Below are 25,312 nucleotides of genomic sequence, written 5' to 3'. Positions count from 1 at the left end.
GCACAGCCCACCACCGCCACTGTTGTCCCACGGCACAACCCACCCCCTCCCGCACGCGGCCCTTTGTAACCTGCGGTTCATGAGCCGCACGCCCGTTGCCCCCGCCGAAATCGCCCCCATAGCGGCCTTGTTGCTCACCCGCGCCGAGGAGCTGGGCGCGCGGGTGGCCCGCCGTATACGCGCCGAGGTGACGTACTACCGAGACGAAGAGCCTGTGTCCTTCGGGGAGTTGGCCGCCTCGTGTCAACGCAACTGTGAGCTGGTGCTCCGGCAGCTCGTCGGCGGACACAGCGGCGATATGGCACCGGCGCAGGAGACCGGCCGCGATCGGGCCCGTCAGGGAGCCCCGCTGGCCGAGCTGCTGCACGCCTACCGCGTGGGGTCCGAGGTCCTGTGGTCCGCAATCGCCGCCGAGGCCCGTACCGCGCAGGGTCTCACCGCCGACACGGTCATGGCGCTCGCCGCGTGGTGGGTGAACGGAGGTCTCGCGGCGTCGGCCAGCGACGCGTACCGCGAGGAGGCCTCCGAGCTGGTGCTGCAGCGTGAGCGGGAACGGTCGGCCATGGTCGAGGCCCTGTTCACCGGCCTGCTCGTCGACCGTACGACCCTGTGGGAGGCCGCCGATGTGCTCGGCCTGCCGACCGGCGGACCGTACGTTGTGGTCGCCGCCGAGGTGCCCGCCCCCGGCCGGGAGGCGCTGCCCGGCATCGAGGCGCGCCTGTTGGCCGAGCAACTGCGCTCGGCCTGGCGGCTGTTGCCGGATCTGCACGTGGGCGTGGTCGCCGTCCGGCGTCCGGGGGCCGAGGAGGCGGTGGTGCGCGTCCTGAAGCGCGCGCTCGCCGCCCGGGTGGGCCTCAGCCCGTCGTACCGAGCCCTACGGGAGACCCCCAGGGCCCTGCGGCTCGCCCGCCTGGCGCTCACCGGGGTACGCGGCCGGTCGACGGGCATCGCACGCTTCGACGACAGCCCGGCAGCCCTGCTGGTGGCGGCGGCCCCGGACGAGGCCGAGCGGATCGCCCGGACGGTCTTCGAAGGGGTACTGCGGCTGCCGGCCGGCGAACGGGACCGCCTGGTGGAGACGCTGGAGTGCTGGTTCGCGGCGGCCGGCTCGGCGGCCGACGCGGCGCGGCTCCTGTATTGCCACCGCAACACCGTCCGTTACCGGCTCAACAGGCTGGAGGACCTGACCGGGCGCTCGCTGCGCGATCCCCGCGCGGTTGCCGATCTCGCTGTGGCGTTGCATGCGCTGCGGCTGGCCCCTGGCGAGTAGGGGGTCAGAGCCCGACCCGTACACGGTCGCGGCAGGGTGTCCTCACTCTTCGACGGCTCTCCCCGACGAGGTGCACAGCGCCCAGATCACGATGGCGTCGAGCGCGATCACGACGAGGGCCCACAGCGGGAAGTAGGGCAGCCACATGAAGTTGAAGATCATGCTCAGGCCCGCCACGACGACGCCGACGATACGGGCCCATACGGCCCCGGTGAACAGCGCGGCGCCGGCGAGGGCGATGACGATGCCGAAGATGAGGTGGATCCAGCCCCAGCTGGTGAGGCTGAACTGGAAGACGTAGTGCGGGGTGGTGACGAAGACGTGGTCCGCGGCGATGGCCGAGATGCCCTCGAAGATCGCCATGATTCCGCCGAAAATCATCAGGACCGCCGCGAAGACGGTCCACCCCGATGTGGCGGTGCCTTCGCTGGTGCGGGGGGTGTTACCCGTGCGGGCTTCGCCGGGCTGAGTGGCCATGTCGGGCCCCTTTCGCGAGAGACGCCGCGATCCCGGCCCAGCCGGTACGCGGCCTCCTCACCAGACTGACACGTCGTGTACGGGTCAGCATCCGAGAGGGCATTGCCCAAGGTCAGGAGGCAGGCGGGGCGAGATCCGGCCATGGTGAAAGTGCCGGGGCCGATGCCGAGTTGGCGGGAATTCAGGTCTGTTCCGCATCCTTCTCGTGGGCCGAGACCGCGATGGTCTCCTTACGGAAGAACGCGGGGCTGATCACCCGGTACACCAGCATCAGCACGGCGCCCAGGATCAGCGAGCCGAGGCCGGTGACGAAGACGCCGCCCAGGTGCCAGTGCGGCGGGAAGGGCAGGGTCCAGGAGGTGCTGCCGTAGTCGGGGGCGGCGTACACGATGCAGGCATCGACGAAGAAGTAGAGCAGCATGACGCCGCCCACACCAGGCATGATGCCCTTGGTCCACAGGGCACGGGGGCTGAGCAGGAGCACCTTGCGGAAGTACCAGACGCAGGCGAAGCCGGTGAGCCCGTAGTAGAAGGCAATCATCAGGCCGACCGATCCGATGGAGTCGGCCAGCAGGTTCTCGCTCACCCGGGACAGCAGCACGTAGAAGACGATGGACGCCAGGCCCATGCCGACGGTGGACCACGTCGGGGTCAGGAAGCGGGGATGGATGCGGGCGAACTTCGTCGGCAGGGCCTTGAACGTGGCCATCGAGAGCGTGGTGCGGGCCGTGGGCAGGATGGTGGTCTGGGTGGACGCCGCCGCGGAGGTCAGCACCATGAGGATCAGCAGCTTGGTCAGTGCCTGGCCGCCCGGACCGCTGCCGAAGACCTCGTTGCCGAGGTGGGACAGCACGTCGGAGGAATTCTCCGGATTGGCCAGCCCGGTGCCGGTCCTGCCCACGCCGGCGAAGCTCTGCGCGGCAGTGGTGACCAGGAGATAGACGAGGAGCAGCACGACGGTGGCGGTGACCGCGGCGCGGCCCGGTGTCCGGTTGCGGTCCGCGGTCTCCTCGTTGACCGATACGCAGGTGTCCCAGCCCCAGTAGATGAACACGGTGGTCAGGATGCCCGTGGCGAAGGCGTCGAGGGAGCCGATCCGGGTGGGGTCGAACCACGACCAGGAGAGGTGCAGGGATGAGCCGGGCGCCGTGCCCGAGTAGACCTTCACCAGTGCGGTGACGGCGAGCACCAGCAGCATCACCACCTCGATGGTCAGCAGGACCTTCTGCAGGTTCGCCGAGACCTCGATGCCGATGTAGCAGATCCAGGTCATCAGGGCGATCCACACCACCCCTGCCACCGTGGTCCACAGGACGTTGTGTGCCAGCCCCTGAGCGCCGACGAGCTCGAACCCGTACTGGCCGGCGATCTGCGCCAGATTCGCCATGACGATGATGTCCGCGGCGATGATGCCCCAGCCGCCCAGCCAGCCGGTGTGCGGCCCGAACGCCCGCGAGGCCCAGGTGAAGGTGGTGCCGCAGTCCGGGTCGACCTGGTTGAGCTCCTTGTAGCCGTAGGCGATCAAGAACATGGGGACGAACGCGAGGATGATGATGATCGGGGACTGGATGCCGACGACGGCGACGATGACGCCGAGGGTGGCGGCCAGGCTGTAGGCGGGCGCGGTGGACGCCAGACCGATCACGGTGCTGGCGAACAGCCCCAGGGCGCCGCCCTTGAGGCCCTTGTCCGTGGTGGCCGAGGCCGGGCTGCCAGGGGGGCCGGAGGGGCCCGAAGGCGGCGGGGTAGCAGACGACGTCATGGTCTCCTCCGCTCGCTGGCAAGCGGCGTCACAGCAAGAGCTACGTCGCAACACGCGGCGCGTGAAACAAGAGGCACATCCGGCCAGAATTCTCCTCCCTTCCAAATCGGCTTTCAACATGAGCGGCCGCCCCCACAGTGGCCCGCGATCCGGCTCTGAAGGTCCCCTCGGACGGGAGTCGCGCGAGTGCGGTGGCCAGGCCGGGAGAGGGGCGTACGGCGGCCCGGCGTCGGGCGCTGCCTGGCTGGGGTCAATTGCCGTACATCACACGGAAGTTCGGGAGGGAGGGCATCGTGGTGCGGGCCCGGGACCCGGGGGTGCAGCACCTCTTGACCGCGCACCGCCAACAGGTAAAGTCTAGACCAATTGGCATCGGTCCATCGTCGGCCAAGAGAACACCCTCGCGTCATCCACCCCCCATTCAACGAGCGCGAAAGGGTTGACAGTTGACATGAACAGAAAGAGAAGGCTGGCCCTCGCCATCGGCACCGGAATCGCTCCGCTCCTCGTCGTCACCATGCCGGCCAGTCCGGCCGCCGCGCACGGGTATGTGTCCTCGCCGCCCAGCCGGCAGGCGCAGTGCGCCGCCGGCACCGTCGAATGCGGCCCGATCAAATGGGAGCCGCAGAGCGTCGAGGGGCCCAAGGGGCTGACCAGTTGCAGCGGCGGCAACAGTCAGTTCGCCGATCTCGACGACGACTCCAAGGGATGGCAGGTCACCCCCGTCGGCAGCACCCAGACCTTCAACTGGAAACTGACGGCACGTCATTCCACCAGCACCTGGCAGTACTTCGTCGGCGGCAAGAAGGTCGCCGAATTCAACGACGGTGGCGCCCAGCCGCCGGAGACCGTCTCGCACACGGTCAACTTCGGCGGCATCACCGGCAAACAGAAGATCCTCGCGGTCTGGAACATCGCCGATACCGCGAACGCCTTCTACGCCTGCATCGACGTCACCATCGGCGGCTAGGGCCTGTCGTTCGGATCAGGTCCTGGACGCCCCGATCCGAAGTCCCGCCGTCCCGGCCCGCGTACGGCACCGGGGCGGCGGGGCCCGGACCCGACTCTCCCGCGGGCGTGCGCGGGCGCGTGCCTCCTTCCGTACCGCCGCCGGGCAGGAGGAGCATGTCCGGTGCGGCAGACGCACCCGTTACGATCGGCCCCATCATGGCCGTCGTTCGTGGCCGTTGCCGGGAGGAAGCGATGGGACTGTTCCGCCGAGGACCGAAGCGGGATTCCCGCGACCTCGCACGCGATGCCGAGTTCACCTTCTTCTCCGAGCGAGAGGGCGGTTTCTTCAGGTCGCAGGTACGGCAGGCGTTCGCCGAACAGGGCCTGGAAGTCACCGCCTACGCAGGGGTGGTCACCGATTCCGCGGGCCGCCAGTTCGGCCTCGGGAACCTCGCCGCAGTCTGCCACCGCGACCGGCGGGGCGAGCGCAGCTGGCCCGCGCTGATCCGGGACCACGTCGGCAAGGTCCTGCGCACCATGGACGGCCCGCAGCCGCTGGACATCCTCTCCGAGGACGAGATCCGGGCCTGCCTCTACCCCCGCATCGTGGCCCAGGAGACGCTGCCCGCCTCGGACGCGTTCCGCTACGGCCGCGAGCACGCGCCGGGGCTGCGCGAGGTGCTCGCCCTCGATCTGCCCGAGGCGGTACAGACGCTGAGCGAGGACTCGCTCTGCGATATCGGGGATGTGGCCGAGCTGCGGATCCGGGCGATGAACAATCTGCGTGCGCTGCCGGTCGAGGGGCATGAGACGGTGCGCCGCGGCGACGGTTCCGCGTTCGAGGTGCTGCTCGGCGACTCCTTCTTCACCGCGAGCCGGGTACTGGTCCTGGACGAACTGGTCCAGCGGATCATGGGTGCCGAGCTCACCCCGGACGGGGCGCTGGTCGCCTTGCCCTTCCGCCATCAGCTGGCGTTCCACCGCATCCAGGACGCCCAGGTCATTCCGGCGCTCCAGGCCATGGCGCAGTTCGCGGCGGCCGGGCACGAGGACGCGGCGGGCGCGATCAGCCCCAAGGTGTTCTGGTGGCGACGCGGCGTGATGACCCCGCTGAGCGAGCCGCACGGCGACGGGCTGCGGGTGGTCGTGGACGTGGACTTCCAGGACATGCTGGAGCGGCTGGTGCAGGACGAGGCCTGAGCGGCTGCGCGGCCCGTACAGCGCCCGTACGAAATCGGCCCGTACGCGAAACTTGTACGCGAATCCCGTACCGCGAGCCCTCAGGGAGCCCGCACAGGGACCGCCCGTCCGCAATCCCGTATCGAGTCCGTAAGGAATCCGTCCGGTCCGGGAACTTCTGCCGCCATCTGTCTGTTCTACAGAGTGAGGCCCCGCGCTCTCCCCCGTGCGCGGGGTCTCACCGTGCCGGCCGTCACTCCCCGAGCTGCTCCCGCTCCTCATCGGTGAACAGCCGCGACCGGATCAGAAAGCGGACGCCCTCCGGCGCCTCCAGCGAGAATCCGCTGCCCCGGCCGGGCACGACGTCCACGGTCAGATGCGTATGCCGCCAGCGCGCGAACTGGTCCGCCGACATCCAGAACCCCACCGCCTCCGGCACACCCTCCACGGCCAGCCGCGCCAGCAGCACATCCGACGATCCCGTACGGAATTCCCCGGCCGGGTAACACATGGGAGCGCTGCCGTCGCAGCAGCCGCCGGACTGGTGGAACATCAGCGGGCCATGCTGACCGCGCAGCAGACGCAGCAGCTCGACGGCCGCCGCGGTGAGCCCGATCCGCCCCGCCCCCTCGGCCGCCGCGGCCGTCCGCTCCTCCTCCGGCTCCATCAGAACGCCCTCTCCATCAGAAGAACCCGAGCTTCTTCGCCGAGTAGCTGACCAGCAGGTTCTTGGTCTGCTGATAGTGGTCCAGCATCATCTTGTGGTTCTCCCGGCCGATGCCGGACTGCTTGTAGCCGCCGAACGCCGCATGTGCCGGATACGCGTGGTAGCAGTTGGTCCAGACCCGGCCGGCCTGGATGGCGCGCCCCGCGCGGTACGCGGTGGAGCCGTCCCGGGTCCAGACGCCCGCGCCCAGCCCGTACAGGGTGTCGTTGGCGATGCCGATCGCGTCGTCGAAGTCGGAGAACGGCGCGACGGCCACCACCGGGCCGAAGATTTCCTCCTGGAAGACGCGCATGTCGTTGTTGCCCTCGAAGATCGTCGGGCGGACGTAGTAGCCGCCCTCCAGCTCTCCGCCCAGCTCGGCCCGGGACCCGCCGGTCAGGACGCGGGCACCCTCCTTCTGGCCGATGTCCAGGTAGGAAAGGATCTTCTCGAGCTGGTCGTTGGAGGCCTGCGCGCCGATCATGGTGTCGGTGTCCAGCGGATGTCCCTGGACGATCTTCTCGGTACGGGCCACGCCCGCGGCGAGGAAGTCCGCGTAGTGGCCGCGCTGGATCAGGGCCCGGGAGGGGCAGGTGCAGACCTCGCCCTGGTTGAGGGCGAACATGGTGAAGCCCTCCAGCGCCTTGTCCTGGAAGTCGTCCATGAGGGCGGAGACATCGTCGAAGAAGATGTTGGGGCTCTTGCCGCCGAGTTCGAGGGTCACCGGCCGCAGATGCTCGGACGCGTACTGCATGATCAGGCGCCCGGTCGTGGTCTCACCGGTGAACGCGACCTTGGCCACCCTCGGGCTGGACGCCAGCGGCTTGCCCGCCTCCACGCCGAAGCCGTTGACGATGTTGACCACGCCCGGCGGCAGCAGATCGGCGATCAGGCTCATGAAGAAGTGCACCGAGGCGGGAGTCTGTTCGGCCGGTTTCAGGACCACGGCGTTACCGGCGGCCAGGGCCGGGGCGAGCTTCCAGGTCGCCATCAGGATGGGGAAGTTCCAGGGGATGATCTGGGCGACGACCCCGAGCGGCTCGTGGAAGTGGTAGGCGACGGTGTCCTCGTCGATCTCCGAGAGGGTGCCCTCCTGAGCGCGTACGGCCCCCGCGAAGTAGCGGAAGTGATCGATGGCGAGCGGGATGTCGGCCGCCAGGGTCTCCCGTACGGGCTTGCCGTTCTCCCAGCTCTCCGCGACCGCCAGCTCCTCGAGATGCTGTTCCATCCGGTCGGCGATCTTGTTGAGGACGGCGGCGCGCTCGGCCGCGGGGGTACGGGCCCAGCCGGGCGCGGCCGCGTGCGCCGCGTCCAGGGCGCGCTCCACATCCTCGGCGGTGCCGCGCGCCACCTCGGTGAACGGCTGCCCGTTGACCGGGGTCGGGTTCTCGAAGTACCGGCCCAGCGCGGGCGCCACGAACTCGCCGCCGATCCAGTGGTCGTAGCGGGTCCGGTAGTTCATCACGGCATCGGCGGAACCCGGGCTGGCGTAACGGGCCATGGGGCGGCCTCCCAATCGCTCTCGACGCGGTACCCGCCGCTCCCGTGCGACGGGCGGTGCGCGCAGAGTAGGGCGGCGAAGGTTGCCGGAACGTTGCGCGGCGGCCGGGCCCCGCGCGTGTCCCCCAAGATCCGGCGGACAGCCCTCAGGGACGTTCCACGATCAAGAGGGTTCCGTGGCTCCCCGGGCGAACCGCGTGCGAGGTGCCGGCGGGAACCAGATAGAGCTCGCCCGCCTCGACCGGCACGGGTACGCCGTCGACCGCGAGCTCGAGCCGCCCGTCGAGGACGAGCAGCATCTCGGCATCCTCGTGGCTTTCCTCCGCAACGGGCAGCTCGTTCATTCTCAGCACCTTCACGCAGGCGGAGCCGACCCGCCCGAGCGGCAGGGAACGCCACTCCTGCTGGAGAGCGGCAGCGGTGTCCGACAGATCGACCAGGCTCATGACGTGCTCCTCCAGACGGCTCGGCAGGCAGCCGGCAGCCGCCTTCAGCGGGTTCAGGGATGTCCCCGAGGCTAGGTGACCTGCGGGGATCGCGGGTCGACCGTTCGGTAAAGGATCAGGCCCTAGCGGGGCGGCGAGCCGTCGGTCAGTCCGTACGCCGTCCGCAGCCGTCCGGCCGTGGCCAGCGGGGCGGTGCGCGCCGGGGAGCGCTCCGGGAGGGCATTCACCAGGGCTTCCCAGACCTCCAGGTCGTGTTCGCCCCACGGGGTCTGGGCCCACTGGCGCAGCTGATCGGGGTCACGGGCACCGAGCAGGGCGCGTCGCAGCCGGTCCTCCAGCGCGGTGCGCACCCGCCGTACGCCGGGCGCCTCCGACAGCGGCAGCAGCGGACCGCGGTAGGTGTCCAGCGCGGCAGTGATGCCCCCTGAGGCCAACTCTGCCTCGATGGTGGCGAGTTCGGTCTCCACCCGGCGGCTCAGACGGTACGGCCGCGAGTCGAGCAGCGGGCCCACCAGCTGCCGCAGCCGGGACAGCTCGGCCCGTAGCGTGACCGGGCGCATCTCACGTTCGCCGTAGAGGAGCACGGCCAGCTGCTCGCCCGTCAGGCCGGCCGGGTGCTGGGTGAGCAGCACCATGATCTCGCTGTGGCGGCGGCCCAGCAGCAGCCGCCTGCCGTCCACGACCAGGAGCGCCTCGTCCCGACCCAGCGCCGACAGATACACCCCCAACTCCGGTTCTCCGGCGGCGAGATGGGCCTCGGCGGCGCGGGCGGTGGCCTGCACCAGGGCCAGGCTGTGCGGGCTGGCCAGATGGTCGCCTCCGGTGATGTCCACGGCACCCAGCAGCCGCCCGGTCCGGGGATCGTGCAGCGGCGCCGCGGCGCAGGTCCAGGGCTGCACCCGCCGGTTGTAGTGCTCCGCGGCGAAGATCTGTACGGGGTGATCGGCGGCGAGCGCGGTGCCCGGAGCGTTGGTGCCCGCATGCTGTTCGTCCCAGCGGGCACCGATGACAAAATTCATTCGCTCGGCCTGGCGCCGTACTCCGGGGTGGCCCTCGACCCACAGCATCCGCCCCTGCGGATCGCACACGGCCAGCAGATGCGCGCCGTCCTGCGCGATGGTGCCCAGCAGCTCCCGGAAGACGGGCATCGCGCGGGCGAGCGGATGCCGGTCCCGGTAGGCCCGCAGCGCGGCCTCGTCCAGCTCGATGGGCACCGCGCCGTCCGATGCGGCCCGCGCCCGTGCCGAGCGGCGCCAGGAGTCCGCGACCACGCCGCGCACGGGCGGAGCCACGGTCCCGCCGGTCAGGAACGCCTCGTGGGCTCGCCGCACCGTGCGGGTGTGCGCCACCGGGTCGGCGCCCGACTCCAGCGCCAGCCAAGGGTTGACCACCTGTCACCTCTTCATTACGGATCCGGTCCCCGCACGCCGATGGTGCTCGTACGGGGCGGAGCCGTAAACCCCGCGTCACCTCTCGGTGTCGCGGCGCCCGCCCGCCTGCAGCCGCAGTCCGTCCGCGACGATCAGATCCGAGGTGACCAGCGCCTGCTCGGCCTCCACATCGGTCATGAAGACGAACGGTGGCACCACCGGCGGCACCGGCAGGGTGTCGGGGGTGAAGGTGAGGCAGAGCACGCCCTCCAGGCAGCCGCTGAATCTGGTGAGGTAGAGGGTCACCGCGCCGTTGAGGTTCAGCGAGTCGGCGTTGAGGGTGAGCGGCGGGCCGCCGTCGTGGGTGGTGAGGCGGTAGTCGGTGAGCGAGGCCGCCCTCATCTTCAGGACCATGGCTTTCAGCGGCCCGTTGGCCGTGGGCACCTCGGTGACCCCGGCCAGGGTGAAGCCCTGCGGCGCGAACATCGTCGTCCGCACGGTCGGCGGGTTCGGGGGCGCCGGGACGCCGGCCGCGTCGGCTCTCTGCGCGGGGCCCCCGAGGGCCGCGAGCAGCGCGAGGGGCAGTCCGGCGGCGAGGACCTTGCTGCCGGTGCCGGTGCCGGTGCCGGTGCCGGTGTGGGCGGGGGCGGGGTCCGAGGGCTCGGCCGTGCCCCCATCCCTCGCCGGCGTCCAACCGAACCCCATGGCGCCGCCCGCGATCCCCAGTCCCATGCCCACCAGGAAGCCGCCGAGATTTGTCGCGGCGAAGGAGAGCACCGAAAGAATCAGCGCATTGATGCTCACGTAGTGGTGCGTGGCTGGTGCACACCACAGGAAAAGGCCCGCCACCATCAGCGCCAGCCCGATACCGAGCGCGGCCAGCCCGCCGAGGCCCAGGCTCACCAGTACGGTCAGCGGCGACAGCGGGACCAGGAGCAGCTCGGCCCCGCCGAGCAGAAGCAGCAGCCCGGCCCAGAACGGCCGGGTCCGCCGCCAGCGACGCAGCCCCGCCCGCCGCTCGGGCCAGGGCAGCGTCCGCTCGAGCCGGGCGTCCCACCGGGCACGGCGCGCGCTCAGAAACACTTCTGGCCGTCCAGGCTCACGCTCACCCGCAGCCCTTTGAGGCGGAAGTTCCCGCCGGTCGCCGACCAGGCGTGCGACTTGACCCCGGCGACCTCGATGTTCCCGGCCTGCAGCCCGAACTTCCCCTTCGGGCCCTTGACCCCCGGTACGGCGTCGAGCGTGCCGGCATCGCGGCCGATCTGCGCCGTACCGAAGCGGGCGTCGCCCACCAGGTCCTCGCCGTCGATGATCAGGCTGTCGGCGGACACCGCACCGGCCTTGCCGCCCGCCGTCAGCTTGAACACCACCGTGCCGACCGGCGTCTTGACCTGCGCCGACTGGCAGATGTCGGCGAGTGTGGCCTTGCCGATGCCGAGCAGTGCGACGGGGTGGCCGGTGCCGTCCGTATCCCGGTCGGTGTGCACGTACGAGGAGAGGCCGCTACTGGTCAACTTGCCTGACGACACCTGGAAGTTGGTGCCGGAGACGGCGAACGACGCGGCCAGCACGCCCTGGGCCATCACCGTCGCCAGTGTGCCGACGGCGAGCACGGCGGGCAGCGCCACCACAGCGGTCTTCTTCCAGGAGGTTCGCCCCTCGGGCGATGTAGGGATCGTAGAGCTCACTGCGTCCTCCCCGGGGCAGCGGTCGAATGCGCGAGGGAAGTGCTTGAGGCGCCGCCGGAAGAGCGCGGCCGCAAGACGTCATGTGGAGACATGACGTTTGGACGTGACGTTCTGTCATACTGCGCAAAACTCTTGGCAGTTGGAGACTAGGGCCGATTTTGAATAATAGTCAACAGCGTGGACGGGGTGGCTCCCCGACCGCCCGCGGCACCGTACGCTCCCAGGCGCGGCGCGCCGAACTCATAGCCACCGGACGGAAGTTGTTCGCCGACACCTCTTACGACGCCCTGTCCATGGACGACATCGCCCGCGAGGCCGGGGTGGCCAAGGGCCTGATCTACTACTACTTCACCAACAAGCGCGGCTATTACCTCGCCATCATCGAGGACGCGGTGGCCCAGCTGGTCGAGCGCGCGGGCAGCACCCACGACCTCCCGCCCGTCGAACGCGTCCAGCGCACCGTCGACGGCTATCTGCGCTACGCCCAGCACCACCAGGCCGCCTATCGCGCCATCGTCACCGGCGGCGTCGGCTTCGATGCCGAGGTGCTGGCGATCCGCGACACCGTACGCGCCCGGCTGCTCGGCACCATCGCCTTCGGCGCCTGGGGCCGGGAGGACATCCCGCCGCTCGCCCGCACGGCCCTGACCGGCTGGCTCTGCAGCGTCGAGGGCGTCACCCTCGACTGGATCACGGCGCGGGAGCTGTCCCGCGAAACGGTGGTCGCGCTGCTGGTACGGGGCCTGGGCGACACCCTCCGGCTGATCGAGGAGTACGAGCCGGCCTGCCCGGCGCCGCCCCGGCCGCCCGTCTGAACCGCGTCCCTCGACCTCGCCGGAACGCGGAAGGGCGGGAGGCCCCACAGCCTCCCGCCCGGCTCTCCCGTACTTCTACCGCTACTTGATCGCCTTGATCAGCTCACCGTTTGCGGTGTCGCCGCTCAGCTCCCAGAAGAACGTGCCGCCCATGCCCTGCGCATCCTTGAAGGCCATCTTCGCGCCGATGGTCTCCGGGGTGTCGTAACTCCACCACTGGTCACCGCACTTGGCGTAGGCCGTGCCGCCCACCTTGCCGGTGGCCGGGCAGCGGTCCTTGAGCACCTTGTAGTCGTCGATGCCCGCCTCGTACTTGCCCGGGGCCGCGCCGGTGGCCGTACCGCCCGGGGCGTCCTGGGTGACACCGGACCAGCCGCGGCCGTAGAAGCCGATGCCCAGCAGCAGTTTGCTCGCCGGAACACCGAGACCGATGAGCTTCTTGGTGGTGTCGGTGGTGTTGAACCCGGCCTTGGGAATGCCGTTGTACGACGTCAGCGGGGAGTGCGGCGCCGTCGGGCCCTTGGCGTCCCAGGCGCCGAAGTAGTCGTACGTCATCGGGTTGTACCAGTCGACGTACTGGGCCGCGCCCGCGTAGTCGGCGGCGTCCATCTTGCCGCCGTCCGAGGCGTCCGCGGTGATCGCCGCGGTCACCAGATTGTTCTGCCCGAACTTCGACCGCAGTGCCTTCATGACCTTGGTGAAGGCGTCCTTACCGCTGGTGTCGCAGGTCAGACCGCAGGCGTTGGGGTACTCCCAGTCGATGTCGATCCCGTCGAAGACATCCGCCCAGCGCTTGTCCTCGACCAGGTCGTAGCAGGACTGCGCGAAGGCGTCCGGGTTCTTGGCGGCCTCACCGAAGCCGCCGGACCAGGTCCAGCCGCCGAACGACCAGATCACCTTGAGGCCCGGGTGCAGCTTCTTGAGCTTGCGCAGCTGGTTGAAGTTGCCGCGCAGCGCCCCGTCGTCCCAGGTGTCGGCCTGGCCGTCGACGCTCTGGTCGGCGGTGTACGCCTTGTCGTAGTCGGCGTAGGAGTCGCCGATCGCGCACTTGCCGCCCTGGACGTTGCCGAAGGCGTAGTTGATGTGGGTCAGCTTGGCCGCCGACCCCGACGTCTCGATGTTCTTGACGTGGTAATTGCGGTCGTAGACACCCCAGTTGGTGAAGTAGCCGACGACCTTGTTGCCGGCCGCGGCCGCGGGCTTCGCCTTGGCCGCGGGGGCGGCGGTGACGGTCTGGCCGGCCGAGGCCGAGGCCGCGAACAGCGTGCCGGCCAGCGCCGCGGTACACAGGGCGGTGGTGGCGGCGATCAGCCTGCGCGGCGATCGCTTCCGGTGCGGTCTGAGCATGGTTTCTCCTCGGAGGGGGGCGAGGTGGAGCCTGACCTGCGTTCCACCGGGACATGGATGCGCACGGACCGACATGCGAAGGGTCATGAACGCAGGGAACGTTGGGGGAGAAGGTAGAAGGACTAGACCAGTGGGTCAATGGTTCGGACCAATTTCGTGGCCGATGAGCAGAGTCCGGACCGCCCGCGGCCGATGATGATCAACCCGTGACGTGGGGCCGCCGATCGGGCATACTCCTAGCGCCACAGCTGCAGGTCATCGCCATCCGAGACCCGGGCGGCGATCATCGGCTGGGCATTATGGAAATCCGGCGACGCCGCCTCACCCCGCGCGCACGTCGCCGCAGCGCCCGACAGGGAGGAGAGCGCCGCCATGACCGAGTACGGCCCCCGGCCGGTGGACCGCGAGTTGCCCACCGAAGAAGCCCGCGACCTGCTGACGCTCGTACGCGAACTCATCGAGCGGGAGATCAAGCCGGTCGCCGCCGAGGAAGAGGACGCCGGCCGCTTCCCGCGCGAGACGTTCACCCTGCTCTCCGAAGCCGGACTGCTCTCGCTGCCGTACGCCGAGGAGTTCGGCGGCGGCGACCAGCCCTACGAGGTCTACCTCCAGGTCCTGGAAGAACTCGCGGCCGCCCGGCTCACCGTCGGCCTCGGCGTCAGCGTGCACACCCTCGCCTGCCACGCGCTCGCCGGATACGGCACCAAGGAACAGCGCGCCGAACACCTCCCGGCCATGCTCGGCGGCGGACTGCTCGGCGCGTACTGCCTCTCCGAACCGGCCTCCGGCTCCGACGCCGCCTCGCTGACCACCCGCGCCACCCGCAGCGGCGACACGTGGACGCTCAGCGGCACCAAGGCCTGGATCACCCACGGCGGCGTGGCCGACTTCTACACCGTCCTCGCCCGCACCGGCGAGAACGGCGCCCGCGGCATCACGGCCTTCCTGGTCCCCGGGGACGCCGAGGGCCTCAGCGCCGCGCCGCCCGAGCGGAAGATGGGCATGAAGGGCTCGCCCACCGCTCAGCTGCACTTCGACGACGTCCGCATCCCCGATTCCCGGCGCCTGGGGGAGGAGGGCCAGGGCTTCGCCATCGCCCTCTCGGCCCTCGACTCCGGCCGCCTCGGCATCGCGGCCTGCGCCATCGGCGTCGCCCAGGCGGCGCTGGACGAGGCGCTCGCCTATGTCGCCGAACGCCGGCAATTCGGCCGCCCGATCGGCGATTTCCAGGGCCTGCGCTTCATGCTGGCCGATATGGCCACCCAGGTGGAGGCCGGCCGGGCGCTCTACCTCGCCGCCGCCCGGCTGCGCGACGCCGGGCAGCCGTTCTCCAAGGAGGCGGCGATGGCCAAGCTCTTCTGCACGGACACCGGAATGCGGGTGACCACCGACGCCGTACAGCTCCTCGGCGGCTACGGCTACACCCTCGACTTCCCGGCCGAGCGCTATATGCGCGAGGCCAAGGTCCTGCAGATCGTCGAGGGCACCAACCAGATCCAGCGGATGGTCATCGCCCGGCATCTGGCGGGGCCGGAATCGCACTGAGCGCGCGGGGGCGGGCGGGCCGGGCGCTTCACCGCGCCCGGTACCCCTCGCCGTCACTACGGAAGACGCTCTCGGGCCCGCGTCGCCGCGGCCGCCAGCCGTGTTCCCGCGCCGTACGGATCAGCCCGGCCACCACGCCCGGCGCGATCACCGTGCCGTGGTCCAGCCAGGTCACCATGCGGGCGCCGTCGCCGTCGGCCCAGGCAACGACCAGCGCGAGGCCGGATGCGTCGGGGGAGACGGCCCAGCGATAGCGGATTCCGTCGACGCTGAGGAGGCGGGAGCCGCGCGTGGCGAGGGCCATCAGGCGCCCCGCTCGGTCTCGGACGCTGTGCGGCGGCTCGTCGTGAGCCGCCGCAGGCGCGGGAGATCGCGGACCTCTTTGCCGACCTCCGCGACCAGGGAATCGCTCAGATCGAGCCTTTCCAGACCGGTGAGCCGGGCCATCTCCGGCGGCAGCTCGCGCACCTCGCAACCGCCCAGGTGGAGATGGCGCAGGCGCGTCATCCGCCCGATGGCGGGAGGGAGGGCGGTGAGGCCGCTGCACGGCAGCTGCAGCACTTCGAGCTGGGTGAGGTCCCACAGGTCGGCGGGGGGCACTGCCCGGTAGTTGTCGCCCGTGAGGACCACGCCCGACAGGTCGAGTTCCCGTAGCGAGCGGAGGTTGCCGATGCCGTCGGGCAGTTCCTCGACCGAGCAGCTGATGGGCAGCCGCAGTGTGCGCAGACGGCTCAGCTCCCAGAGCTCCTTCGGGACGGTGAGGTCCCCGCCCTCTTCGGTCCCCAGGGTCAGTTCGGCCAGCGCCTGCAGCCGGCCCGTCTCCGGCGGGATGCGGGTGAGTTCCGCGCCCGGCAGATCCAGCACCTCCAGGCGGCCCAACAGCCCTGTCTCCGGCGGGATTTCAGTCAACGGGCTGCTGCAGAACGACATCTTGCGCAGCTGCCCCAGCCCGCCGATTCCGGCAGGCAGATGCGTCAATGTCCCATTGCTGACGTCCAGTTCACGAAGCTCGCCCAGCAGGCCGATCTCCGCCGGCAAGGTAACGATCGGGGCGCAGATCACCTCCAGGGACCGCAGCTGCGCGAGCCGCCCGATACCCGCCGGTATCTCCTCCAGATACTCCGAGTGGATGCTGAGCTCCCGCAGCCGCTCGAACCGCCACAGCTCGTCGGGCAGCGCACGGAGGCCCTCCGCGTAGATATCGATCCGCTCGGCGTCGGGACCGGTGCGGGAGAGCTGCCGCACCACCTTCTCGAACTCCGTCTGATTCCACTCGGACCACTTCATGGCCGCCAAGCTAACCGCGTCTCCACCATGCCGCCCGTAGTTTTCGACGGGGTATGGCAGCCGCTGCCGAGCTGACGTACCGTCAACTCCCCGTGTGCCGCCCCGCGCCCAGGAGGAGACCGTGTCCGACCGCCCGATCGCGCTCGACGAATACCCGATCCACCAGGCCCCGCTGTCCATGCGGCAGGTCGCCACCAGCGATCGCAACGCCTACGACCGGTGCATCTTCCACGTCATGGACCACTCCGGCCGCGCCCTCCTCATCGCCGGACTCGGCGTCTACCCCAACACCGGCGTCATCGACGCCTACGCCACCCTGCGCCTCGGCGACCGGCTGCACGCCGTACGGGCCTCCGACGCCCTCACCGACGACCGGCTCGCGCTCACCGTCGGGCCGCTGACCATCACCGTCGAGGAGCCGCTCGCCCGCCTGCGCCTGACCTGTGCCGCCGACCCCGACGACCCCGAGGGTCTGTCGTACGACCTGACCTGGACCGCGGCGTTCCCCGCCACCTGGGAGCCACACCACACCCAGTACCGCGGCGACCGGCTGATCCTGGAAGGACGGCGGTTTGTGCAGGCGGGGACGTGTACCGGCCGCATCACGGTGGCGGGAGAGGAGCTCGCGGTCACGACGGAGGAGTGGACCGGCACCCGCGACCGCAGCTGGGGCGTCCGCCCGATCCCCGGCGAGGACCCCGGGCGGGCCGGGGAGGAGATGCGGCCCGAGGGCTTCCACTGGGTCTGGTGCCCGGTGCGCTTCGAGGACCGCTTCGTCATGGTCATCGTCCAGGAGGACGCCGACGGCCATCGCACCCTGAACGACGCCCGGTTGGTCCGCGACGGCCTGCCCGATGTCCAACTCGGCTGGCCGCACACGGACATCACCTACCGCCCCGGCACCCGCCACCCCGAAAGCGCCGTCCTCCACCTCACCGACCCGGCCCGCAAACCCCTCGAGCTCACCGCCGAGATCCTCGCCTCCTCACCCCTGGCCATCGGCGCCGGCTACCCTCCCGCCGACGACTGGCAGCACGGCACCTGGCGCGGCCGCGGCTGGACCGACCGCCGCAGCTACGACCTCTCCGACCCCACCGCACACCCCCTCGCCGCCTATGGCGTCACCGACCACGCCGCCCGCTTCACCCTCGACGGCCAGGTCGGCCACGGCATCTTCGAGCACGGCAGCTTCGGCCGCCACGACCCGAGCGGCTTCACCGGCTACGACTCGGTGGCCCAGGAGGCGGGCCAGTGACCCCGGATCCGCGCCCCCGCACCACCACCCGCGACCCCGAAGACCTCACCCGCCGCCTCACCGCCTGGCTCGCCACCCGGCTCCCGGGGGCCCGCGCCACCCACGCCACCGTCCCGGCCTCCAACGGCATGTCCAGCGAGACCCTGCTCTTCGACATCGACACGAACAGCGGGGACCCCCACGAGGACGGAGAGACCCCCCTCTCCTGCGCGCTGCGCCTCGCCGCCGACCCCGCCGCGTACACGATCTTCCCGCGCTACGACATGGCCCGGCAGTACCGCACCATGCGCCTGGTCGCCGACCGCACCGACCTGCCCGTACCCCGCACCCTCTGGCTCGAGGAGGACCCGGCACACCTCGGCGCGCCCTTCTTCGTCATGGCCCGCGCCGCCGGCCGCGTCCCACCGGACGTCATGCCCTATACGTACGAAGGGAATTGGCTGCACGCCGCCACGGATGCTGAACGGGAACGCCTCGAGGCCGCCAGCGTTTCGGTTCTCGCCCGGCTGCACGACCAAGTACCGGTGGGTGCGGCCGATTTCCTGAACAGCGAGGGAATCCTGGGCGGTGAAGGAATCCTGGACAGCGGGGGAGTCCTGGAAAGCGGGAAAGCAAAAGGGACGGCGCTGCACCGTCATGTCGCGGCACAGCGTGACTATTACGACTGGGTCGTGGACGGCCGCCCGCATTCACCGGTCATCGAGCGCGGCTTCGCCTGGCTCGCCGAGCACTGGCCATCGGACCCGGGTGAGACGGTCCTGACCTGGGGTGATGCCCGGATCGGCAATATCGTCTACGACGACGGATTTGAACCGTCCGGCGTATTGGACTGGGAAATGGCCGCCCTCGGTCCACGCGAACTCGACCTGGGCTGGATGGTGTATCTGCACCGCTTTTTCCAGGACCTCACCGAGAGCGGTGGACAGCGCGGACTTCCCGACTTCCTGCGCCGCGACAATATCGAGGGGCGCTATGCCCGGCTCACCGGGCACACACCCCGCGATATGGAATTCCACACCCTTTATGCGGCGCTGCGGCACGCCGTGGTGATGCTGCGGGTGGCGTATCGCCAGGTGCATTTCGGCGAGGTGCCGGTGCCGGACGACGCCGATGCGCTGATCCTGCACCGAGACACCCTGGAAGCGATGATCGCCGGCCGCTACTGGTGTGGGGGTGCCTCCCCGCTCGAACGGAGCTGAGAGCTTGGGGGAGGCCGTGTCGACGGTCCGGCTCAGGCCCCGCGGCGCATCTGCGGGACGCGGGCCGGCGGGGTGCCGGGGCCGCCGATGTGCGAGAACGGCTGGCGGCGCCAGTCCAGGCTCTCCGGGAGGGTCAACAGCACGGCCACGTCCTGCTCCTGGGCGTCCGTCGTGTCGTCGGTCTCCGGCGCCTCGGTCGCCGGCCGGCCGGAGCCCTGGCACACCGTCAGGCCGAACGGGTTCCACGGCGAGGCGCACAGTGCATGCTCCGGCAGTGCGTCCTCGTCCGCCAGCAGCGCAATCGGCTGCCCGCAGTCCGGGCAGGTCACGCGGTAGATGTCAAAGGTCTCGAAGGCGTCGTACGTGCCGTCGTCGCCGGAGAAACCGAGACTGTCGCCCTCCTGGGCGCCGACGCTCGGCGCGGCGGATTCCTGCTTGAGGCGTCGCATGATGTCCATCCCCCTCGGGTGGGCCCACTCGGACCGCGGACTTCCTGTGACGGGCGGTCCCGGCCACCACCAGCAATTCCCTTCATGCCGCGCGCATAATCGCCGCCGCCCGACGTACACGGGTTCACGGGTGTGGCATTCCTCACACGAACCGGCGTGGGGGTGTCCAGGATCCGGCGCGCGCTGCGCATCCGCCGCCGGGCACAGTAGGTTGAGCGGGTGGAGGAGTTGGACCGACAAATCGTGGATCTGCTCGTCAAGGACGGGCGGATGAGCTACACCGACCTGGGCAAGGCCACCGGCCTGTCCACCTCGGCGGTGCACCAGCGCGTGCGCCGTCTCGAGCAGCGCGGTGTCATCCGGGGCTATGCCGCCATCGTGGACCCCGAAGCCGTGGGCCTGCCGCTCACCGCCTTCATCTCGGTCAAACCCTTCGACCCCAGCGCCCCGGACGACATCGCCGACCGGCTGGCGGAGGTCCCCGAGCTGGAGGCCTGCCACAGCGTCGCGGGCGACGAGAACTACATCCTCAAGGTGCGGGTCGCCACCCCGCTGGAGCTCGAGCACCTGCTCAGCCGCATCCGCTCGCTCGCCGGCGTCTCGACCCGCACCACGGTCGTGCTCTCCACGCCGTACGAGGCCCGGCCGCCGCGCATCTGACCAGCAATCGCCCCCCGAGCGCGGCCCACCTGCGCGAAGGGGCCAAACTGTCCGGTATGAGCGAGCGCATCCCCACCCCCACCGGGCAGCACCTTCCCGACCCGGCCCGGCCCCGCACCGTCCTGTTGCGCGGCGGTGAGGTGCACAGCCCCGCGGACCCCTTCGCCACCGCCATGGTGGTGGAGGGCGACCGCATCGCCTGGGTGGGGGAGGAGGGCGCGGCCGATTCGTTCGCCGACGGTGTCGATGAGGTCGTACGGCTCGACGGTGCGCTGGTCACCCCGGCGTTCACGGACGCACATGTGCACACCACGGCGACCGGCCTCGCGCTCACGGGGCTGGACCTGTCCGGCGCCGCCACGCTCCCCGACGCGCTGACGCGGATCCGCGCGCACGCGGCCGCGCGCCCGGCCGACAAGATCCTGCTCGGCCACGGCTGGGACGCCAGCGCCTGGCCCGAGGGCCGCCCGCCGTCCCGCAGCGAACTGGACGCGGCGACCGGCGGCCGTCCCCTCTATCTCACCCGAGTCGATGTGCACTCCGCGGTCGTCACGACGGCCCTGCTGGACCTCGTCCCCGGGATCCGCGAGCGGACCGGCTTCCATGCCGACGCCCCACTGACCGGCGACGCCCACCACGCCGTACGGCAGGCCGCGTACGCCACGATCACGCCCGCCCAGCGCGCCGACGCCCAGGTGGCGGCGCTCGCCCGTGCTGCCTCCCTCGGCATCGGCAGCGTCCATGAGTGCGCGGGCCCGGAGATCTCCGGCGAGGACGACTTCACCGCGCTGCTCGCCCTGGCGGCGGAAGGCAACGGTCCGCGGGTGGTCGGCTACTGGGCCGAGTTGATCGCATCCGCAAAGGATGCGGAGCGGATCCGTGAGCTCGGGGCCATCGGCGCGGCCGGTGACCTCTTCGTGGACGGCTCGCTCGGCTCACACACCGCCCACCTGCACGCCCCGTACGCGGACGCCGACCACACCGGCGCCGCCCACCTCGACACCGAGGCCGTGGCCGCCCATGTCGCCGCCTGCACCGAGGCCGGGCTCCAGGCCGGTTTCCACGCCATCGGTGACGCCGCCCTGACCTGCGTCGTCGACGGTGTACGGGCCGCCGCCGAGCGGATCGGCCTGGATCGGATCCGCGCCGCCCGGCACCGCGTCGAACACGCCGAAATGCTCACCGACCACACCGTCGCGGGCTTCGCCGACCTCGCCCTGACCGCCTCCGTCCAGCCCGCCTTCGACGCGGCCTGGGGCGGCGAGCACGGCATGTACGCGGCCCGCCTCGGCGCCGACCGCGCCCGCACCCTCAACCCGTACGCCGCCCTGCTCAAGGCCGGTGTCCCGCTCGCTCTCGGATCCGACAGCCCGGTCACCCCGCTCGACCCCTGGGGCACCCTGCGCGCCGCCGTCTTCCACCGCACCCGCGCCCACGGCATCTCCGCCCGCGCCGCGTTCACCGCCCACACCCGCGGCGGCTGGCGCGCCATCGGCCGCGACGACGCGGGCGTCCTGGTCCCCGGCGCCCCCGCCGACTACGCGGTCTGGCGCACCGGCGAGCTGCTCGTCCAGGCCCCCGACGAGCGCGTGGAGCGCTGGTCCACCGACCCCCGCTCCGGCACCCCCGGCCTGCCCGATCTGACCCCCGGCAGCGACCTTCCGGTGTGCCTGACCACGGTCGTCGGCGGACGCACCGTCCACGGGCGGCCGATCGAGTGACATCGGGCGGGCAGGTCTCGCAGAGGGGCGCGCTTGCCGCCGCTTGCCTCACCTGGGCCGCCTCGGCGGTGACCTGGGGCGACGCGAAAACGACGCAGGCGGAGCACCTGTTGACAGCAGGCGGTCGACGGCCGGTAGGTTCGGCCGAGTCCACCACCGGACGTCCGATCGGGAGACCTCCGCGCAGTCGTCGAACGCAGCTGGGCCATGGGACGGGGCGCCACACCGGCGCACCGCCACTGGGAGCCAGGTCCAGCGTCAGCGGCACGGCGCGACGGTTCGTCTCGGCCGGTCTGGGGGTCCCTTCCTGCTCGTTGAGAGCTTGGGGGAGGTGCGACCCGGGTGGGGCCCGGACGCTCAGTAGACAACGGCTTTCGGTCGATCCGCAGCCAGCGGGTCCCAGGTCGGCCCGAAGGGCACCGGGCCCCTATCCGCACCACTCAGCTCCTGTGCGCCCTGCTCTGGCGCACCTGGCCCCCGCGATGGCGCCCGCCCGATGTACGGTCAGCTCACTCCCCGAAGCTCTCCAGGAGCGGGGAGGGACCCCACCCGACCTTGCAGGAAGGCCGCGACCGTGCCATCGGTCTCCGACACCACCGAAGAAGCCACCGGCGGCGCCTCGCCCGACGGCCCGATGCCGCCCGCCGAGAAGGGCGTGAGCGACGTGCCCCGCCGCCCCGGCCGGCTCCGGCGCCTCGCTGCCATGGCCCGCCGCGAGGCCCTGCGCAGCGCCCTCGCGGTCGTCTCCGGCATCGCACTCGGCCTCGCCTTCCCGCCGTACGGCCTGTGGCCGCTCTCCTTGGTGGGCGTGGCCGCCTTCGCCCTGCTCACCCGCGGCCGGACCGTACGGCAGGGCGCCTGGACGGGTTTCGCCTTCGGGCTGCCGTTCTTCCTGATCCTGCTCAAGTGGCTGCATGTGGTCGGCTGGGACGCGGTGTTCGGGCTGTCCGTCGCCGAGGCGCTGTTCCTGGCGATCCTGGGCGCGGCACTGGCCGGCACCTCCCGGCTGCGGGCCTGGCCGCTGTGGGCCGCCTGCCTGTGGGTCGCCGAGGAATGGGCCCGCGACCGGCTGCCGTTCGGCGGCTTCCCGTGGGGGAGGCTGGCGTTCGCCAACACCGGTTCGCCGTTCACCCCGCTCGCCGCGCTCGGCGGCGCCCCGCTGGTGACCTTCGCCGTGGCGCTGGCCGGCACGCTGCTGGCCGCGTGCGCCGCCACCCTGTGGGGCCTGCGCGCCTCCGGCTCGCTGCGCAAGGCGGTCCCCGCCCTGGAGGCCTTCGGCCTCGCCGCCGCCGTCACGGTCGCGGGTGCGGCCGTCCCCGTACCGACGAAGGCCGACGACGGCGTGAACATCGCCGTCGTCCAGGGCAACGTCCAAAAGCCCGGCATGGACTTCCTGGGCCGCCCCATGAAGATCCTCGACAACCACGCCACGGCCACCGAGAAGCTCGCCGCCGACATCAAGGCGGGCAAGGCCAAAAAGCCCGACCTGGTCATCTGGCCGGAGAACTCCTCCGACCTCGACCCGTTCCAGTACCCGCAGGCCTACGACCGGATCGACGAGGCCGTGAAGGCCATCGGCGTGCCCGTACTGGTCGGCGCCCTCGTCGACCACCCCACCAAGAAGGGCTATGTCTTCAACGAGGGCATCGTCTGGGACCCGAAGAAGGGGCCGGGCGCCTCGTACACCAAGCAGCACCCGGTGCCGTTCGGCGAGTATGTGCCGTTCCGGGAGCAGCTCAGCAAGATCATTACGCGCTTCCAGCGGGTGCCCCGCGACTTCTACCCCGGTGACCACACCGGGCTGCTCAAGGTCGGTCCCGCCAAGCTCGGCGACGTCATCTGCTTCGAGGTCGCCTACGACGAGATCGTCCACGACACCGTCGACGCCGGCGCCCGTGCCCTGGTCATCCAGACCAACAACGCCACCTACGGCCGCACCGGCCAGCCCGAGCAGCAGCTGGCCATGTCCAAGCTGCGCGCCGTCGAACACGGCCGGGCCGTGGTCACCGCCGCCACCAGCGGCATCAGCGCCGTGGTGGCCCCGGACGGCACGGTCACCCACCAGATCCCCGAATTCACTCAGGGCGTCGTCTCCGCGCGGATCCCGCTGCGCGACGAAACGACGCTCGCCGACCGCGTTGGTGCGGCACCCGAGTGGGCGCTCGCTATCGTGGGCCTTCTGTCCTGCGCCGCGGCGAGTGTCCTCGGCCGGCGCGGGCGTTCGAAGACCGAGAAGGGGCAGCAGTGACAGACGGCGGTCAGCGGCAGTACGGTCCGCTCGGCACCACGTTGGTGATCATCCCGACGTACAACGAGGCGGAGAACATCAAGCCGATCGTTTCGCGGGTGCGGTCCGCCGTCCCCGAGGCGCATGTGCTGATCGCGGACGACAACAGTCCCGATGGCACCGGCAAGTTCGCCGATGAGCTCGCCGCCGACGATGAACACGTCCACGTCTTGCACCGCAAGGGCAAGGAAGGACTCGGCGCCGCCTACCTCGCGGGCTTCCAGTGGGGCATGGACAACGGCTACGGCGTGCTGGTCGAGATGGACGCCGACGGCTCCCACCGGCCCGAGGAGCTGCCGCGGCTGCTCACCGCCCTCAAGGGTGCCGATCTTGTGCTCGGCTCGCGCTGGGTGCCCGGCGGGCGGGTGGTGAACTGGCCCAAGCGGCGCGAGTTCCTCTCCCGCGGCGCCAGCGCGTACTCCCGCGTCCTCCTGGACGTCCCGATCCGCGATGTCACCGGCGGCTTCCGGGCCTTCCGGGTGGACACGCTCAAGGGGCTCGGGCTGGAGGAGGTGGCCTCGGCGGGCTACTGCTTCCAGGTCGACCTGGCCCGCCGCGCGGTGCGGTCCGGATTCCATGTCGTCGAGGTCCCGATCACCTTCGTCGACCGGGAGCTGGGGGACAGCAAGATGAGCCGCGACATCATGGTCGAGGCGCTGTGGCGGATCACCGCCTGGGGTGTCGATACCAGGGTGAGCAAGATCCGCGGCCGCTGATTTCCCGCGGCCGGGGGCCAGGCACACTTGAGGCATGACGTTCGCCGCCACGCCACCGCCGAGTCCCCGCCCGCCCCAGCGCTCGCGCACCCGCCGGTTTCTCCCCCTGGGAATCGCCGCCTGGGTGGTGCTGGAGATCTGGCTGCTGATCGTTGTCGCCGATGCCACGAGCGGGCTGACGGTGTTCCTGCTGCTGGTCGCCGGCGTGCTGGCCGGCTCGCTGGTGGTCAAGCGGGCGGGCCGCCGGGCCTGGCGGAACCTCACCGAATCCCTGCAGGCCGCCGATCCCTCGGCGCCCAAGGACCCCGCGGCGCCCGCGGGCAACGGCACATCGGCCCAGGGCAATACGCTGCCGATGCTCGGCGGCCTGCTGCTGATGGTGCCGGGGCTGGTGTCCGATGCGGTGGCGCTGCTGTGCCTCTTCCCGCCGACCGGGAAGCTGATCCAGCGCCGCGCCGAGAAGCTGCTGAACCGGCGGGCGGCCTACACCCCGGGTTCGTTCGGTGACGCGTTCCAGCAGGTCCGTATCCACAAGCCGGACGGCAAGGTCGTCCAGGGCGAGGTCATCCGTGACGAGGACCCGCCGGCCCCGCGCCGTCACGACCCGCCGTTGACCGGCTGAGCACGGCGGAGACAAGCAAGGGCCGGGGCCACTGCGCGATGCAGTGGCCCCGGCCCTTGT

24 protein-coding genes are annotated in these 25,312 nt (G+C 70.9%); 12 read left to right on the top strand and 12 right to left on the bottom strand.

Features of this window, described 5'->3' with window-relative positions:
* Positions 1–79 precede the first annotated feature (79 nt).
* Complete coding sequence (locus ACZ4S3_RS01025; protein WP_467924240.1) at positions 80–1,270, top strand: PucR family transcriptional regulator; 1,191 nt, start codon at positions 80–82, stop codon at positions 1,268–1,270.
* A gap of 42 nt (positions 1,271–1,312) precedes the next feature.
* Here the strand turns inward: ACZ4S3_RS01025 and ACZ4S3_RS01020 are convergent, their stop codons facing one another.
* Positions 1,313–1,747: a DUF7144 family membrane protein gene (locus tag ACZ4S3_RS01020; protein WP_467924238.1), complete on the bottom strand. Its 435-nt coding sequence runs from the start codon at positions 1,745–1,747 to the stop codon at positions 1,313–1,315.
* Positions 1,748–1,928: 181 nt separating this feature from the next.
* Positions 1,929–3,509, bottom strand: coding sequence for an APC family permease (locus tag ACZ4S3_RS01015; protein WP_467924236.1), 1,581 nt, complete (start codon positions 3,507–3,509; stop codon positions 1,929–1,931).
* A gap of 451 nt (positions 3,510–3,960) precedes the next feature.
* Between ACZ4S3_RS01015 and ACZ4S3_RS01010 the strand changes: the two genes are divergently transcribed.
* The gene (locus tag ACZ4S3_RS01010; protein ID WP_467924234.1) at positions 3,961–4,479 is read left to right on the top strand and encodes a lytic polysaccharide monooxygenase auxiliary activity family 9 protein; all 519 of its coding nucleotides are present in this window, start codon (positions 3,961–3,963) and stop codon (positions 4,477–4,479) included.
* Positions 4,480–4,712: 233 nt separating this feature from the next.
* The gene (locus ACZ4S3_RS01005) at positions 4,713–5,660 is read left to right on the top strand and encodes a DUF1444 domain-containing protein (RefSeq protein WP_467925183.1); all 948 of its coding nucleotides are present in this window, start codon (positions 4,713–4,715) and stop codon (positions 5,658–5,660) included.
* A gap of 232 nt (positions 5,661–5,892) precedes the next feature.
* On the opposite strand, the gene ACZ4S3_RS01000 is transcribed toward ACZ4S3_RS01005, so the two are convergent.
* From ACZ4S3_RS01000 to ACZ4S3_RS00975, 6 genes are all read right to left on the bottom strand, one after another.
* The gene (locus tag ACZ4S3_RS01000; protein ID WP_467924232.1) at positions 5,893–6,306 is read right to left on the bottom strand and encodes a DUF779 domain-containing protein; all 414 of its coding nucleotides are present in this window, start codon (positions 6,304–6,306) and stop codon (positions 5,893–5,895) included.
* A 16-nt stretch (positions 6,307–6,322) separates the two neighbouring features.
* Positions 6,323–7,846 (bottom strand): acetaldehyde dehydrogenase ExaC, encoded by a 1,524-nt coding sequence (gene exaC, locus ACZ4S3_RS00995; RefSeq protein ID WP_467924230.1) that lies wholly within the window; start codon positions 7,844–7,846, stop codon positions 6,323–6,325.
* 145 nt (positions 7,847–7,991) lie between these two features.
* Positions 7,992–8,291, bottom strand: a complete 300-nt coding sequence (locus ACZ4S3_RS00990) for a cupin domain-containing protein (RefSeq protein WP_467924228.1) — start codon at positions 8,289–8,291, stop codon at positions 7,992–7,994.
* A gap of 122 nt (positions 8,292–8,413) precedes the next feature.
* Entirely contained in the window at positions 8,414–9,682 is a 1,269-nt protein-coding gene (locus ACZ4S3_RS00985) for a GAF domain-containing protein (protein ID WP_467924226.1), read from the bottom strand.
* Positions 9,683–9,757: 75 nt separating this feature from the next.
* On the bottom strand, positions 9,758–10,744 hold the full coding sequence (locus ACZ4S3_RS00980) for a DUF6114 domain-containing protein (protein ID WP_467924224.1): 987 nt from the start codon (positions 10,742–10,744) through the stop codon (positions 9,758–9,760).
* The gene (locus ACZ4S3_RS00975) at positions 10,735–11,244 is read right to left on the bottom strand and encodes a DUF6230 family protein (protein WP_467925181.1); all 510 of its coding nucleotides are present in this window, start codon (positions 11,242–11,244) and stop codon (positions 10,735–10,737) included. Before ACZ4S3_RS00975 ends, ACZ4S3_RS00980 begins: the two co-directional genes overlap by 10 nt.
* Positions 11,245–11,507: 263 nt before the next feature.
* On the opposite strand from ACZ4S3_RS00975, the gene ACZ4S3_RS00970 reads away from it, so the two are divergent.
* Positions 11,508–12,164 (top strand): TetR/AcrR family transcriptional regulator, encoded by a 657-nt coding sequence (locus tag ACZ4S3_RS00970; RefSeq protein WP_467924222.1) that lies wholly within the window; start codon positions 11,508–11,510, stop codon positions 12,162–12,164.
* An 81-nt stretch (positions 12,165–12,245) separates the two neighbouring features.
* Here the strand turns inward: ACZ4S3_RS00970 and ACZ4S3_RS00965 are convergent, their stop codons facing one another.
* Positions 12,246–13,511: a glycoside hydrolase family 18 protein gene (locus tag ACZ4S3_RS00965; RefSeq protein WP_467924220.1), complete on the bottom strand. Its 1,266-nt coding sequence runs from the start codon at positions 13,509–13,511 to the stop codon at positions 12,246–12,248.
* Between the two features lie 372 nt (positions 13,512–13,883).
* On the opposite strand from ACZ4S3_RS00965, the gene ACZ4S3_RS00960 reads away from it, so the two are divergent.
* Positions 13,884–15,056 carry an acyl-CoA dehydrogenase gene (locus ACZ4S3_RS00960; protein WP_467924218.1) on the top strand — a complete coding sequence of 391 codons (1,173 nt, stop codon included), beginning with the start codon at positions 13,884–13,886 and terminating at the stop codon, positions 15,054–15,056.
* 28 nt (positions 15,057–15,084) lie between these two features.
* On the opposite strand, the gene ACZ4S3_RS00955 is transcribed toward ACZ4S3_RS00960, so the two are convergent.
* The gene (locus ACZ4S3_RS00955; RefSeq protein ID WP_467924216.1) at positions 15,085–15,360 is read right to left on the bottom strand and encodes a hypothetical protein; all 276 of its coding nucleotides are present in this window, start codon (positions 15,358–15,360) and stop codon (positions 15,085–15,087) included.
* The gene (locus ACZ4S3_RS00950; protein ID WP_467924214.1) at positions 15,360–16,343 is read right to left on the bottom strand and encodes a leucine-rich repeat domain-containing protein; all 984 of its coding nucleotides are present in this window, start codon (positions 16,341–16,343) and stop codon (positions 15,360–15,362) included. Before ACZ4S3_RS00950 ends, ACZ4S3_RS00955 begins: the two co-directional genes overlap by 1 nt.
* Positions 16,344–16,464: 121 nt before the next feature.
* Between ACZ4S3_RS00950 and ACZ4S3_RS00945 the strand changes: the two genes are divergently transcribed.
* Positions 16,465–17,598: an Rv3169 family protein gene (locus ACZ4S3_RS00945; RefSeq protein WP_467924212.1), complete on the top strand. Its 1,134-nt coding sequence runs from the start codon at positions 16,465–16,467 to the stop codon at positions 17,596–17,598.
* The gene (locus ACZ4S3_RS00940) at positions 17,595–18,797 is read left to right on the top strand and encodes a phosphotransferase family protein (RefSeq protein ID WP_467924210.1); all 1,203 of its coding nucleotides are present in this window, start codon (positions 17,595–17,597) and stop codon (positions 18,795–18,797) included. The genes ACZ4S3_RS00945 and ACZ4S3_RS00940 overlap by 4 nt, the downstream gene beginning before the upstream one ends.
* Before the next feature lie 32 nt (positions 18,798–18,829).
* Here ACZ4S3_RS00940 and ACZ4S3_RS00935 read toward each other — a convergent pair whose 3' ends face one another.
* A complete protein-coding gene (locus tag ACZ4S3_RS00935; RefSeq protein WP_467924208.1) occupies positions 18,830–19,255 on the bottom strand; it encodes a hypothetical protein in 426 nt (141 codons plus the stop codon).
* Between the two features lie 210 nt (positions 19,256–19,465).
* Between ACZ4S3_RS00935 and ACZ4S3_RS00930 the strand changes: the two genes are divergently transcribed.
* The 5 genes from ACZ4S3_RS00930 to fxsA all read left to right on the top strand — a co-directional run bounded on the left by ACZ4S3_RS00930 (position 19,466) and on the right by fxsA (position 25,252).
* Positions 19,466–19,906, top strand: coding sequence for an Lrp/AsnC family transcriptional regulator (locus tag ACZ4S3_RS00930; protein ID WP_242587056.1), 441 nt, complete (start codon positions 19,466–19,468; stop codon positions 19,904–19,906).
* 56 nt (positions 19,907–19,962) lie between these two features.
* On the top strand, positions 19,963–21,627 hold the full coding sequence (locus tag ACZ4S3_RS00925) for an amidohydrolase (RefSeq protein ID WP_467924205.1): 1,665 nt from the start codon (positions 19,963–19,965) through the stop codon (positions 21,625–21,627).
* A 574-nt stretch (positions 21,628–22,201) separates the two neighbouring features.
* Positions 22,202–23,875, top strand: a complete 1,674-nt coding sequence (gene lnt / locus ACZ4S3_RS00920) for an apolipoprotein N-acyltransferase (protein WP_467924203.1) — start codon at positions 22,202–22,204, stop codon at positions 23,873–23,875.
* Entirely contained in the window at positions 23,872–24,630 is a 759-nt protein-coding gene (locus ACZ4S3_RS00915; protein WP_467924201.1) for a polyprenol monophosphomannose synthase, read from the top strand. The genes lnt and ACZ4S3_RS00915 overlap by 4 nt, the downstream gene beginning before the upstream one ends.
* A gap of 34 nt (positions 24,631–24,664) precedes the next feature.
* A complete protein-coding gene (fxsA, locus tag ACZ4S3_RS00910) occupies positions 24,665–25,252 on the top strand; it encodes an FxsA family membrane protein (protein ID WP_467924199.1) in 588 nt (195 codons plus the stop codon).
* Positions 25,253–25,312: the final 60 nt, after the last annotated feature.

The sequence above is a fragment of the Streptomyces sp. NPDC028368 genome (assembly GCF_055565615.1).
Note: the sequence above shows the minus strand (reverse complement) of the source record. Positions and strands in the feature narration are given on the sequence as shown.

Bases quoted from the DNA above. Each gene is read 5' to 3' on its own strand.
- ACZ4S3_RS00960 (WP_467924218.1), top strand. From the start codon at position 13,884: ATGACCGAGTACGGCCCCCGGCCGGTGGACCGCGAGTTGCCCACCGAA.
- ACZ4S3_RS00935 (WP_467924208.1), bottom strand. From the start codon at position 19,255: ATGGACATCATGCGACGCCTCAAGCAGGAATCCGCCGCGCCGAGCGTC.
- ACZ4S3_RS00965 (WP_467924220.1), bottom strand. From the start codon at position 13,511: ATGCTCAGACCGCACCGGAAGCGATCGCCGCGCAGGCTGATCGCCGCC.
- ACZ4S3_RS01025 (WP_467924240.1), top strand. From the start codon at position 80: ATGAGCCGCACGCCCGTTGCCCCCGCCGAAATCGCCCCCATAGCGGCC.
- ACZ4S3_RS00925 (WP_467924205.1), top strand. From the start codon at position 19,963: ATGAGCGAGCGCATCCCCACCCCCACCGGGCAGCACCTTCCCGACCCG.
- ACZ4S3_RS00975 (WP_467925181.1), bottom strand. From the start codon at position 11,244: ATGGCCCAGGGCGTGCTGGCCGCGTCGTTCGCCGTCTCCGGCACCAAC.
- ACZ4S3_RS00955 (WP_467924216.1), bottom strand. From the start codon at position 15,360: ATGGCCCTCGCCACGCGCGGCTCCCGCCTCCTCAGCGTCGACGGAATC.
- ACZ4S3_RS01020 (WP_467924238.1), bottom strand. From the start codon at position 1,747: ATGGCCACTCAGCCCGGCGAAGCCCGCACGGGTAACACCCCCCGCACC.
- ACZ4S3_RS01010 (WP_467924234.1), top strand. From the start codon at position 3,961: ATGAACAGAAAGAGAAGGCTGGCCCTCGCCATCGGCACCGGAATCGCT.
- exaC (WP_467924230.1), bottom strand. From the start codon at position 7,846: ATGGCCCGTTACGCCAGCCCGGGTTCCGCCGATGCCGTGATGAACTAC.
- ACZ4S3_RS00950 (WP_467924214.1), bottom strand. From the start codon at position 16,343: ATGAAGTGGTCCGAGTGGAATCAGACGGAGTTCGAGAAGGTGGTGCGG.
- ACZ4S3_RS01015 (WP_467924236.1), bottom strand. From the start codon at position 3,509: ATGACGTCGTCTGCTACCCCGCCGCCTTCGGGCCCCTCCGGCCCCCCT.
- ACZ4S3_RS00990 (WP_467924228.1), bottom strand. From the start codon at position 8,291: ATGAGCCTGGTCGATCTGTCGGACACCGCTGCCGCTCTCCAGCAGGAG.
- fxsA (WP_467924199.1), top strand. From the start codon at position 24,665: ATGACGTTCGCCGCCACGCCACCGCCGAGTCCCCGCCCGCCCCAGCGC.
- ACZ4S3_RS01000 (WP_467924232.1), bottom strand. From the start codon at position 6,306: ATGGAGCCGGAGGAGGAGCGGACGGCCGCGGCGGCCGAGGGGGCGGGG.
- ACZ4S3_RS01005 (WP_467925183.1), top strand. From the start codon at position 4,713: ATGGGACTGTTCCGCCGAGGACCGAAGCGGGATTCCCGCGACCTCGCA.